The organism is Brevundimonas sp. GCM10030266, from assembly GCF_042666595.1.
In the GTDB taxonomy this organism is placed as follows: domain Bacteria; phylum Pseudomonadota; class Alphaproteobacteria; order Caulobacterales; family Caulobacteraceae; genus Brevundimonas.
Map to the genome: position 1 here is coordinate 354879 of NZ_JBHTCY010000003.1, position 12252 is coordinate 367130.

Annotated in this window: 10 protein-coding genes; 1 reads left to right on the forward strand and 9 read right to left on the reverse strand. The window is 70.8% G+C overall.

Features of this window, described 5'->3' with window-relative positions:
* Positions 1-25 precede the first annotated feature (25 nt).
* The 9 genes from ACFQQC_RS11550 to ACFQQC_RS11590 form a co-directional block, all read right to left on the reverse strand.
* Positions 26-499 carry a DoxX family protein gene (locus ACFQQC_RS11550; RefSeq protein ID WP_376862539.1) on the reverse strand — a complete coding sequence of 158 codons (474 nt, stop codon included), beginning with the start codon at positions 497-499 and terminating at the stop codon, positions 26-28.
* A complete protein-coding gene (locus tag ACFQQC_RS11555) occupies positions 496-3582 on the reverse strand; it encodes an efflux RND transporter permease subunit (protein ID WP_376862540.1) in 3087 nt (1028 codons plus the stop codon). Before ACFQQC_RS11555 ends, ACFQQC_RS11550 begins: the two co-directional genes overlap by 4 nt.
* A complete protein-coding gene (locus ACFQQC_RS11560; protein ID WP_376862541.1) occupies positions 3579-4826 on the reverse strand; it encodes an efflux RND transporter periplasmic adaptor subunit in 1248 nt (415 codons plus the stop codon). Before ACFQQC_RS11560 ends, ACFQQC_RS11555 begins: the two co-directional genes overlap by 4 nt.
* Positions 4823-6244: an efflux transporter outer membrane subunit gene (locus ACFQQC_RS11565; RefSeq protein ID WP_376862542.1), complete on the reverse strand. Its 1422-nt coding sequence runs from the start codon at positions 6242-6244 to the stop codon at positions 4823-4825. The genes ACFQQC_RS11560 and ACFQQC_RS11565 overlap by 4 nt, the downstream gene beginning before the upstream one ends.
* On the reverse strand, positions 6244-6813 hold the full coding sequence (locus ACFQQC_RS11570) for a DoxX family protein (RefSeq protein WP_376862543.1): 570 nt from the start codon (positions 6811-6813) through the stop codon (positions 6244-6246). Before ACFQQC_RS11570 ends, ACFQQC_RS11565 begins: the two co-directional genes overlap by 1 nt.
* 87 nt (positions 6814-6900) lie before the next feature.
* Positions 6901-7701 carry a DUF3313 family protein gene (locus ACFQQC_RS11575; RefSeq protein ID WP_376862544.1) on the reverse strand — a complete coding sequence of 267 codons (801 nt, stop codon included), beginning with the start codon at positions 7699-7701 and terminating at the stop codon, positions 6901-6903.
* Between the two features lie 249 nt (positions 7702-7950).
* Positions 7951-9525 carry a glycosyltransferase family 39 protein gene (locus tag ACFQQC_RS11580; protein WP_376862545.1) on the reverse strand — a complete coding sequence of 525 codons (1575 nt, stop codon included), beginning with the start codon at positions 9523-9525 and terminating at the stop codon, positions 7951-7953.
* 4 nt (positions 9526-9529) lie between these two features.
* The gene (locus tag ACFQQC_RS11585) at positions 9530-10678 is read right to left on the reverse strand and encodes a glycosyltransferase (protein WP_376862546.1); all 1149 of its coding nucleotides are present in this window, start codon (positions 10676-10678) and stop codon (positions 9530-9532) included.
* Positions 10675-11448, reverse strand: a complete 774-nt coding sequence (locus ACFQQC_RS11590) for a phosphatase PAP2 family protein (RefSeq protein ID WP_376862547.1) — start codon at positions 11446-11448, stop codon at positions 10675-10677. The genes ACFQQC_RS11585 and ACFQQC_RS11590 overlap by 4 nt, the downstream gene beginning before the upstream one ends.
* Positions 11449-11684: 236 nt before the next feature.
* On the opposite strand from ACFQQC_RS11590, the gene ACFQQC_RS11595 reads away from it, so the two are divergent.
* The gene (locus tag ACFQQC_RS11595) at positions 11685-12218 is read left to right on the forward strand and encodes an RNA polymerase sigma factor (RefSeq protein ID WP_376862548.1); all 534 of its coding nucleotides are present in this window, start codon (positions 11685-11687) and stop codon (positions 12216-12218) included.
* The last annotated feature ends 34 nt before the right edge of the window (positions 12219-12252 follow it).

Consider the following 12252-nt stretch of genomic DNA (forward strand, 5'->3'; position numbering starts at 1 on the left):
GCCGAAGCAGGGTCGGCGTATCGGGTCAGGGCGTCTCCGGCGCCCGCGGCGGGCCGCGCTGCCCCAGGACGATCCCGCCGCACACCGCGGCCACGGCCGTATCGGTCAGCACAAGCGTCAGCGCCCCGGTCAGGGCGTGCCAGAGACCGAACGCCGCCGCCTCGCCCCCCAGCAGGCAAACGCCGCCCAGCGCCGCCGTCCGGGTCGAGGGCCGGTCCAGCAGCGCCGGCAGGACCAGCAACAGGGTTGCGCCAATCTCAAGAGCGCCCAGGCCCCGGACCCAAGCCAGATCCACCCGCGCGGGCCAGATCATCAGATTGGCGAGGATGTCGGCGGGCTGGGACAGCTTGGCGTAGCCCGCAGCAATGAAGAACAGGGCAAGCCAGCCCTTCAGCGTCAACAGGATGGGACCGGTGAACCGCCCGAACCCGGCGGCGGGCGGCGGCGCCCTCCCGGACGCCCCGCCACGCCGCGCCTGCACCGGTCCCGAAAGGCTCACCGGACCTCCGGCGCGGAGGTCGGCGTGGCTCCGGACGACCGCAGCCGACGGGTCAGCCGAACGACGCGACCTTCAAATCCCGCCATCAGGCTGAAGGCGACCGGCACGAACACCAGACTGAGCAGGGTCGAGGTCACCAGGCCGCCGATCACCGCTATGGCCATCGGCTGGCGGAAGCTGGGCTCCGCGCCCAGGCCCAGTGCGATCGGCGCCATGCCCGCGATCATCGCCAGACTGGTCATGAGGATCGGGCGAGCCCGCGCGTGACAGGCCGCCAGCAAGGCCTCGCCGCGCCCCAGCCCCTCCTTGTGGATGCCGACGAGCGCATGCTCGACCAGCAGGATGGAGTTCTTGGTCACCACCCCGGTCAACAGGACGACGCCGATCATCACGGGCAGGTTCAGTTCCGAACCGGTGACCAGCAGCGCCACGAACACCCCGCCGAGCGCCAGCGGCACCGCGGACAGGATTGTGATCGGCTGCAAGGGATCCCGGAACAGCAGGACGAGGACGCAATACATGCACAGGACGCCGGTCACGAAGGCGAAGACAAAGCCCGCGCCCAGCTCGGCCCCCAGCTCGGCGTCGCCCGTCTCGATCAACTGGACCGACGACGGGAGGTCCCGCACCGCCGGCAGGGCCATGGCCTGCCTTGTCGCATCGCCCAGGGCCATGCCGTTCAGATCGGCGCTGACGGTGACAAAGCGCTGGCGATCGTAGCGATCAATCTGCGACGGCCCGGTCTCCAGGCGGATGTCCGCCAGACTGGACAGGGGAACGGTCCCGTTCGCCGCCGCGACCCGCAGCCCCGCCAGGGTGTCGAAATCCGCGCGATCCGTATCGGACATACGCACCCGGATCGGCGTCTGGCGATTCTCGAGGTTCAGCCGCGCCAGCGCCATCACATAGTCGCCGCTGGTGGCGATCCGCACCGTGTCGCCAATGTCCGCCGTCGACACGCCCTGCTCGGCCGCCCGTTCCAGATCAGGCCGCACGACCAGCTCCGCCCGTTCGAGGGAGGCGGTGGAGGAGACGCTGGACAGGCTGCCCACGGCGCGCAGCTCGTTCTCGAAACGCAGGGCCGCCTGCTTGAGGGCGTCGGCATCGTCGCCGGCAAGGATCAGGGACAGGGCTCCGCCGGGGCCGCCCCCGCCGCCGACCGAGTAGCGGACGCCGGGTACGCCGGCCATGCGCTCGCGGACCTGCCGTTCGATGTCCTGCAGGCCCGGTCGGGCGCCGCGGTCGGCCAAGTCGAGGATGAGGGTGGCCCGGCGTACGGCGGCCGCCACATCGCCTCCTGCGCTTTCCCCACCGGCGCCGATGGCGGTGAAGACGGAGTCGACGCCCTCAAGGTTCGCGACCGCCGCCCTTGCCGACTCCGCCGCCGCCAGGGTGTCCGCATAGGCGCTGCCCGGCGGCAGCTCGAGACTGATGGTCGTCTGGCCGGTGTCCGAGGCGGGGATCATCCCGGTGGACAGGAAGGGCACAATCGCCGCCGACGCGCCGAACGCGAGGACCGTCGCACCGAGCGCGATCCAGCGCCGGCGCAACGACCAGCGCACCGTCGCCAGGTAGCGGGTCATCAGCCAGCCATCGCGCGTCGGTTTCGGCGGATGATCGCGCAGCATCCGGGCCGCCATCAACGGGGTGACCAGACGGGCCACCAGCAGGGACGCGAGCACGGCGATGGCCGCGGTCCAGCCGAACTGTTTGAAGAAGATCCCCGCCAAGCCCGGCATGAGCGAGGTCGGCAGGAAGACCGCCACCAGGGTGAGGGTTGTCGCCAGCACCGCCAGCGCAATCTCGTTGACTGCGTCGGCGGTGGCGACCGCCGCGGGCTTGCCCATCTGTCGGTGCCGGGCGATGTTTTCCACCTCCACGATGGCGTCATCGACGAGGATGCCGACACTCACCGTCAGGGCCAGAAGCGTCACGGTGTTGAGGCTGAACCCCATCCAGGACATGGCCGCGAAGGTGGGCAGGATCGACAGGGGCAGGGCCACGGCGGCGATCAGGGTCGCGCGCCAGTCGCGCAGGAAGATGAAGACCACGATCACCGCCAGGATCGCGCCCTCCACCAGCATCTGCATGGAGCCACTGAACTGGTCCTGGGTGTTGACCGTGGTGTCCGCCACGACGGTGAAGCGGACCCCGGGCCGCTCCTGCTCCAGCGTATTCAGGGCATCGGCGACGCCCGCCGCGATCCGGGTCTCGTCGGCGCCACGCGCCCGAAACACCTCGAACGCCACAGCCGGCCGGCCATCGAGCCGTGCGCCCTGTGACCGGTCGCCGGTGGTGTCGCGGATCGTCGCCACCTGATCGAGACGCAAACGCCGGTCGCCCACGACAATCGGCAGGGCCGCAAGATCGGCGGCCTCCTTCACAGTCGCGATCACCCGCACCGCCTGGTCGCCTCCGGACACCTGGCTGCGTCCGCCGGAGTTTTCCTGTTGCATGGCGCGCAGCGCCTGGGAGACGTCTGCGGCCGTCACGCCCAGCCCCGTCAGGCGGACGGGATCAACCTCGACACGGATCTCGCGATCCACCCCGCCGACGCGGGCAAACCGCCCGACGCCCTCGACTTTCAGCACGGCGCGGCTGACCGCATCGTCCACCAGCCAGGACAGGGCCTCCTCGTCCAGGCCCGGGGCGGAAACCGCATAGGTGAGGATGGCGCCGCCGACCACGTTGGTCGCCGTCACGATCGGCGGCTGCAGGTCTTCCGGCAGGTCCGACCGGATGCTGTCGACCGCGTCACGGGTCTCGGACAGGGCGGTCGCCAGCGGCTTCTCCAGCTGGAACTGGGCCTGTATCGACACACTGCCATCCGTGATGGTCGTGGTCACATGCTTGAGCCCGGCGACCGCGGCAACCGCGTTCTCCACCTTGCGGGCGACTTCCGTTTCCAGCTGAGCGGGCGCGGCCCCGGGCTGCACCAGACTGACCGTGACGGTCGGCAGGTCCAGGTCCGGAAGGTCCTGCTTGGCCAAGGAGGTGAACCCCCACACGCCGGCGATCGTCAGCAGGACGAAGAGCAGTATGACGGGAATGGGGTTGCGAAGAGACCAGGTCGCCAGGGTCATGCGCCGGCTCCTGCTGCGGGCGCTTGAGCTCCCGCTTGGTCACCGGACGGACCGGTTGGCGGACGGGAAGGCGTGGCCGGAACAGCGCCCCGGCGGGTCTGCCGCACAAGGTCTCCGTCCTTGAGGAAGCCGGCGCCATCCACCACGAAAGGCGTGACGGGCGCGCCCTGCACAAGCTCGACCTCGCCGTCCTGTCGCCGCCCCGGCGTCACCTGATGGGCGCGGGTCGCCAGGAGGTCGCCCTGCCGCGTCGTGGTGTAGACGTAGTGGCGGCCATCCCTCAGCACGACGCTGCGGGCCGGCGCGACGACCGCCGGTGTCTCCGGCATCATCACCGTGCCTCGCGCATACATGCCCGCGCGCGCTGACCCGGGCGTGACAAGGTCGGCATAGACCACGCCAAGCCGCGTGCTTTCATCGAGCGCCGGCGCGGTCTGGCGCACGCGCGCCCGGGCGGCACTGCCGTCCGGCAGCCTCAGCTCCACCCACTGGCCGACCGAGACGCGGGCCAGCTGGGCCGCGGTCAGCTCACCGCGCCATTCCAGACGTCCCTGCCGGATCATGCGGAACAACTCAGTCCCCACACCACCGACAGAGCCGACGGTCGCTGACCGCGCCGCGATGACCCCGTCGTCCGGCGCCCGCACCACCACATAGCGAAGTTGCTCGCGCGCGGCGTCGAGCGCCGCCCGGGCGGCCTGCACCCCTGCGCGGGCGCTTTCGGCCTCGGTGGCGTAGCGCAGCACCTCCTGGTCGCTCAACGCGCCGCTCCCCGCCAGACTGCGGGCGCGGTCGAAGTCGGCGTCCCCGCGCCGGGCCGCTGCGACAGCCTGGGCGAGGGCCGCCTCGAGCCGCGCCGCCTCGGCGCGCGGCGCCGCTGCATCAAACACCGCCAGCACCTGACCCCGACGCACCCGGTCGCCGACGTTGACGCGGACCTCGGTCAGCCGCAGCCCACCGATCTGGGCGGCGAGGATCACCTCCTGCCAGGCGGCGACCGCTCCTGATGCTTCAAGCGTCGAGGGCCACATCCGCATTTCGGCTGCGCCAAGCGTCACGGTGATGGATGGTCGCGGCCCGGCCTCGGGCTCCCCGGCCGCCGGCCCCGAGAGACCCAGAACGACGACGCCGGCGAGGCCCAGCCCCACCACCGCGGCGCTGGCGATCCACCAGGTGCGCGGCCGACGCGGGGGTAAGGGCCAGCCGATCGGAAGGCGGAAGCGATGAGCGGCTGTGCGGTTCATTGGACAGACTCTGAAAGAAGGAGATCGGGGCCGGCGGCGCGGACAAGGGCGACCCAGGAGCGGGCGGCGTCCCGACCGGCGGTGATGACGCTGTCGCGGGCGACGAATGCCTGTTGGCGGGCCGCCTCCAGCTCGAACTGGCTGATCGCGCCCGCCCGCCACTGGGCTTCGCGTGCGCGCACGGTCGCCGCCGCCGCCGCATCGGCGTCGAGGGCGGAAAGCTCCCGGCTGCGGGCGGAGGCCGCCGCCGACAAAGCATTGCGGACATCGCGCGCCGACAGGCGCAGGGCGCGATCAAGGTCGGCCAGGGCGGCGGCGTAGCGCGCTTCGCCGCCGGCCACAGCCGCAGCGCCGCGCCCTCCGTCGAAGATGGGCAGCACGAGGCCGAGCCCCGCGGTTCCCGTGCCGGACTCTGTCGTCGTCCCCAGAGCATTCAGCCACTGGCCCGTCAGGACGGCGGTCAGGTCGATCCGCGGCCAGCGTTCGGCCCTGGCGACGCCGATGTCAGCCCAGGCGGCTTCAGCCGCGCGCTCGGCAGCCACCACCGACGGGCTGGAGCGCAGCACCGCGCCTGGCAGCCGGACTGGCGGCGGCAGGGCCGGCGGCTGGAAGGGCGCGGCCTCAAGGATATCGAGGACCGTGGCGGCCTCGGCGCCCGTCAGCAGGACGAGAGCGTTGACCAGCCCATCGCACTCCTGCAGGCGCAGGGCCCGGGCGGTCTCGGCATTGGCCAGACCGGTCCTCGCCAGCAAGACGTCGAGGTCGGCGTCAAAGCCCGCCTCCCGCCGCGCCCGGGTCAGATCCAGCACAGTCCGTCGCGAAGCGATGTCCAGGGATAGGGCTTCGAGGGAGGTGCGACAGGCCCTCAATCCCGTGACTCCGTCGGCGACATCGGCGATCAGGGCCAGACGAACGGCCTCCGCCTCGGCGACCCGGGCGTCCAGCCGATTGCGGCTCGCCTCGACCTCGCCGCGCACGCGACCGAACACATCGAGTTCCCAGGCGACGGCGAGGCCGGCGGTCCCGACTGTCCGGGATCCGCCGCCAGACGTCGACGCCGGCCGCGTCGACTCGCCGGACACGCCGCCCTCAAAGGTTACGGACGGCGACTGCGCAGCCGCCGCGCTTCCGGCCAGGGCGCGGGCTTCCGCGATCAGCGCCACCGCGCGATCCAGATCGGGATTGGCGACCAGAGCCTGTTCGACCAGCCGGTCCACGGCGGGGTCGTCGAGCGTCTTCCACCATGCGGCTCCGGGGGCCAGGGGCGGGGCCAGCGGCGCCATGGGCGCCAGACGGCTGTTGTCATCAACGGTCGCGGGCGGCGTGTACGGTCCCTGCAACGCGCACCCGGCCAGGCCGCACAGACCGGGCAGAAGGACGATCATCGGCCGTGCACGACCGCCGAAGGCGACGCGCATCAGCGATCCTCCCGGACGATCTGATGCGCATGGCGCGGGCCTGCCACGCCCCCGCCCCGCGCCCCATGGCCAAGGGTTCCGGCTTTCAGCGACAGCTCATGGCGGTCGCGACGTCCGACCAGAACCAGCCCCGCTATGACGGAGAGCAACAGGTTGACCACGGTGATGTAGACCTGTCCCTCAAGACCATGAAAGATCGCCATCCCGAGGGCGTTGATCATGAGCAGGGCGGCGGCGACCTGGAGGACGGGCCGGAAGCGGGTCCACGACAGCAGGGGCGAAAGCACCCCCACCGCGAGGCCGATCTCGAGCCAGCCCGCCGCCTGGACCACCGCCGCATCCACGCGCGAGGGCCAGGTCAGAAGCAGTTCCAGCAGGTGGGGCTCTTCCGTCAGCTTCGTATAGCCGGCGAACAGATAGAACTGGGCCAGCCAGGTCTGCAGGATCCAGAGAAGCAGGTGGCGATAGAAACGATGCTGGCGGAGTTCCGCCGTGGTGCGAGGGCGGCGGACGCGCCGGCGCAGGGGATTTGCAAGGACGGCGGACGCCGACCAGGGGCCAGGGGTCATGACGATGTTCCGGGGGAAGATGAGGGGCGTCGGGCCGCAGGCGCCGCCGCGCCGCTATCCGGGTCGGACGCGGGCGGCGGCTTTGGGTCAGCGCTGCGGGGGCGCGCGACGGGCGCCGGTGCCGGCGACCTCGGGCGAATACAGTCCGGTGGCGAAACCGAAGGCGAAACTGGCGGCGTCACGCCCCAGATTGTTGCGGGACCCGAAGGCGGCGCAGGGATCCGGATCCGGGTTCTCCGTCACCTCGCGCGATGACGTGGAGAAGGCGTCCCCCACCGCGTCGCCGAGCGGTTCGGCCATCTGCAGCACGTCGCCGACCCGCGACAACGACGGCGAGTCCCGGCCGACCCACTGGGCGTTGCGGGCCCAGGCGATCGAGGCGATCTGGCGCCCCGAACGGGCATCGAGCATTTCAGATTCGATGGCCAGGCCACCCGTCTGTCCCGGCACCCGCAGGTTGATGACGGGCACGAAATAGCCGGCGGCGACGCTGGCCGCGGACCCGAAGCGACCGGTGTGATGCAGCCGCACGACAGCGGTGCGGACGCGCGCGGCGTCCGGCGACGGGGCCGTCACCACATTGAAGCGTTCGCTCACCTCGTAGCAGATCTGGCGGTCGACCTCGCGCAGCACCATGGCGCGCTCGACGTCGGTCAGGCGTTCGCCCACGGCCGGCGCGAACACGGCGGGTTCGAGGAAGACGGCGGTCACCGCGTCCGACGCGGCGTCGTCCCGGCTTTGCCGGACATTGGCGCCCATGCCACGCTTCTGCGCGGTCATGTCGGAGTAGCCGCCGAGGTAGCCGGAGTCCGGCGCCGCAGTGGTGTGGCAGGCGCTCAGTCCGGCGGCGAGAGCCACGGGGGCGAGGAGGGCGAGGGTCTTTGTCATGGGGCAGGCTCCGTCTCGATGGATGTCGGCGCCCGATGTTCCTTGGCGCTCCGGTCAAGGACGTCGCCGCGTCGGGAACCTCTCAACCGATGACGTCAAAAAACTTCACCGGAGAGAGACGACGAGGGCCCGACCGTCCTTGGGGAATCTCCGCGTGGCGGGACACACATCGCGCGCCGGCAAACGGCCCGGTCCGCGCCCGAAGCCTGGCAGGACGGCGCCGTTCCGCGCGGAACAGCAGAGAGGGTTTCAGGGCGTAGTCAGGTCGCGGCCCAGTCGGCACCCGCCGGCGACGAGACGTCGGGGTTGCTCCACCCGGTACACGGCATAGGTCACGGCGCGCGCCGGGCTGTCAGCCACGGGCCTGTGGATCGGCGCCAGCGCCTGGACCTTCGCGAAGCAGGCGCCGAGAGCTTCGGCCGAGACCCTCCGTGGGAGATCGACGACCAGGCCGGGGCGGGCGAAGTCGGGAGGAACCGTCGCGGGCAGCGTCGCGTAACGCGCCCTGTCGTTCAACTGGACAACCGGCAGCTCAAGGGCGCTTTCGGCCTGCAGCTGGGCCGCGAGACCATAGCTCGCCGTTCCGATCCAGGCGGCCGTCGGCGCATCGCCTCTACGTTCGCCTCGAGGGGTTTCGTCCGCGGCCTTCATCGCGATGGGAGCGACGGCCCGCGCCTGCACGGCCTCGGCGAAGAGCGGCCAGCCCCGCAGGGGTCGCATCGCCGGTCCCGTCACAGGATCAAGCGCCGGCGTCACAGCGAGCATCAGGATCAGGCCCGCGAGACCGAGCCCGACAACCGGCGCAGCCCTTCGCCACCGACGACCGGGACGTGATCCCTCCCCGGCCCGCTCGGCGGCCAGCGCGGCCAGGCCAATCAGCGCGGGATAGACGGGCGCCGGCCAGTGCGCCTGCACCGGATCATGCAGCGCATGCACCGCCAGGTAGGCGAGAAACGGCACCGCCGTCACCCAGAGCAAGGCGGTCGCGGCCAGCGGAGCGCCTTTTCGCCGGGCGAAGATCGCCGTGACCAGAAAGACGGCGATGATCGGGTTGAGCAGGACGAACTGTCCCGCCAGAAGTTCAGGAAGACCCCAGAAAGAGAAGGCGCGTGGTTCGACCCGACCGAACTGCTTGAGCACGGACGCCCAGCCGTTCGTCGCGTTCCAGACCAGATGCGGCGCGGTCACCGCCGCCGCCAGGATCGCGGCCAGCCAGGGGCCGGGCGTGAGCAGCCTTCGGCGGTTCTCGGGCGTCAGGCAGAGCCACAGGAGCAGTCCGGGAGCGAGAAACAGCGCCGAGTATTTGGACAGGACCGCGAGACCGGCCGCCACGCCCGCCACCGCCCACCAGCCCAAGGCCCGTGCGGGCGTGGCGGCGGGATGAATGGCGCGGGCGATCGCCCACAGGGTCAGGGTCCAGAACAGGGTCGTCGGCGCGTCCGGAATAGCCAGCAGCCCCCCGATGCCGACCAGCAGGGCCGCGTTCAGCCACAGGCCGGCCCGCAGCGCCGGTCGCGGTCCGGCGCCGAGCGTGCGAAGGGTGGAGACCAGCAAGGCGGCGACCGCCACCTGGGCCAGCACCGGCAACAGCCGCACCCCCAGGGCATTGTCCCCCGCGAGGGTCCGACCGGCCGCGATCCACCAGGCGATCATCGGCGGATGGTCGTGATAGCCGGCCTGCAGTTCCATCGACCAGAGGCGGTAGTAAGCCTCGTCCTCCGTCAGCGGCAGAAGGCCGGCGAACGCCAGCCTGGCGACCGCGACCAGAAGGACCACGCCGATGACCGTCCACAGCCCCGGTCCACGTTCGCCGGTCTCCTGCATTCCCTTACTTTCGCCAGACGGCCAGCGAGGCGCAGACGTAGTTCCACAGGGCGCCGACCGCCGCCCCGGCCAGGCCGGCGCCCCACCACACCTCGCCGTGGGCGCGCACCAGCGAGGCGACGCCCACATTGGCCGCCAGTCCCAGGCTGCAAGCGAGGCAGAACGCCAGATAGCCGGTCAGCAGGGCCAGCCCCTGCTTGCGCCGGTCCCGGTAGGTCAGGCTGTTGTTGAGCAGATAGTTTGTGGTCATCGCCGTCGCCGCGGCGATGAACTGGGCCTGGGTGAACCCGACCGACAACAGGGCCCGCAGCACGCCGAGATGGATGAAGACCCCGGTGGCGCCGACAGCGAGGAAACCGGCCAGCCGCGGCGAGATCAGATCATTGCTCAGCTTGGCCGTCAGCAGGCCGAGGTAGTCCAGCACGACGCGACGGTCCATCTTGCTCTGGCCTGCGGCGCGATCGCCGAACCTGTAGGGCATTTCGATAATCCTGAGAGGGCGTTGAGCCGAGGCGATGATGTCGAACAGGACCTTGAAGCCTTCCGTCGACAGGCGGGGAGCGACGGCCTCGACCAGATCGCGTCGCACGAGGAAGAAGCCGCTCATGGGGTCCGTGACCCGGGCCTTGAGCGCCCGGCGGCCGAGACGGGTCGCCAGCCGGCTGCCGGCCAACCGCAAGGGACTGAGCCCCTCGACCGGAGCCGCGGCGTCGAGAAAGCGACTGGCGATCACCACGTCCGCGTCCTCGGCCTGTATCCGGGCCAGCATGGCCGGGATCAGCCGTTCGTCATGCTGCAGATCCCCGTCGATGACCGCGACATAGCGATCCGGACTGGCCAGAACGCCCTCTATGACCGCCCCGGCCAATCCGCGACGACCGATGCGCTGCAGGCACTGGATCGCCGGATCGCGAACCGCGTGCTTGCGGGCCAGACGCGCGGTGCCGTCCCGGGAATCGTCATCGACGAAGATCACCCGCCAGGAGAGTCCGCCCAGGGCGGCGCGCAACTTCCTGAGCAGGGCGGTGACATTGCGACGCTCGTTGTAGGTCGGGACCACGACCGTCACCCGACGGGTGGTCCGCGCCGCGTCCGGTCGCCCGTGCAGCGGAACCGCTGTCAGCGGCGACGCCGCAGAGTTCGGCGGGGTCAAGACGCGACCTTCCGGACGGAGGTGTGCGCGGCGCGAACAGGCTCCCGCGGCCCGAACCCGACGATGAGCCGATACAGCAGGGCGAAGACGAGGGCGCAGAGCAGCCAGGCCAGCACGACATCTGAAAGATAGTGGCCGCCGAAAGCGATCCGGTTGACCGACAGGGCAAGGGCGTAGGCTGTCGCGAGCAGGACGACAAAAGGACGGACCCGCCCCGGCGCCAGGAAGGCGGCCGCCACGATCCACGCCGCAGAGGACGCCTCTCCGCTGACGAACGAGCAGTTGCGCTCGCACCAGTCGCTGACCACCCAGGCCTTCTGGAACGGGGCCTCGCCGCCGAACAGATCGGTGCCGACCGGACGCGGCCGGCCCCAGAGCGACTTCAGCGCGCCGTTCACCAGCAACCCCGGGCCGACCAGCAGACCCGTCAGCAGCCAGACCCAACGTCGGCCACGCGCCCAACCGGCTCGCCCACGCACACCGTGGAGGATGATCCGGATGAGCGCCAGGATCAGCAGGCCGGCGAGGACCCAGGTCGAACTGGCCCGCAACAGGCGCAAGGCGGTATTGTCCGCCAGGCTGAAGCCGGCCACCGGATCATGGAAGGCGTCGCTCACCGCCAGATCGAGGATCGGAGCGAAGTGAAACGCGAGGCTGGCCACGACGATCGAGACCACCAGACCAGGGATCGTCCAGTCGGTCTGTGTCGCCCTGACCGGGGCTTCGAGGGCTACGCGGATGGGGGAGATGACCCCGGTTCGGGCCGTCACGGCGCCACGCCCCGGAACGAGGCGGCGAGGGTCATGGTCACAATGCAGGCTCCGGTCCGAGAGGGTATCGCGCCCGATTTCCCGGGGCGTTCCGGTCAAGGACGTCGCCGGCTTCGCAACCTCTCAATCGACGCCCGCAAAAAATCGCGGAGCGTCACCGCCCCCCTTGCGCGCGGCTTCGGGCCGTCGGACAAGTCCGCCTGCTGAGCTGCAGCGGAACCGGAGACCAGACCAGGGTGGGGACGCGCGCCAAGACCGAATTGCTCGCCGTCTACCTGGATCGCCGGCCCGAACTCGTGCGGCATTTCACGGCGCGAACCCGGTCGGCGGACCGCGCCGAGGACATTGTCCAGGACATCTACGTGCGCATCGACGCCCTGTCCGAGGCTGCGGCGGCGGAGGTCCTCAATCCCCTCGCCTTCCTCTACAAGGTTGGTGGAAACCTGCTGCTGGACGCCGCCCGTCAGGGCCGGCGGTCCGCCACGCGCGAGCAGGCCTGGTCGGACACCTGGGTCGATAGCGCGGACGGCCTGTCCGTGTCCGACACCCCGTCGCCGGAGGACGCCGCCTGGGCCCGGCTAAAGCTGGACCAGGTGACCGCCACGCTCGAAACCCTGTCGCCCAATGTCCGCACGGCCCTGCGCCTGCACAGGGTCGACGGACTGACCCATGCGCAGATCGCCGCGCAACTGGGCGTGTCGCGCAGTTCGGTAGAGAAGTATCTGAGCACGGCGCTCGGCGCCCTGCTGAGCCGGGTGGGATGGCCTTGATGTCGAATTTTCGCCATCTTCAATTGTGGACCCG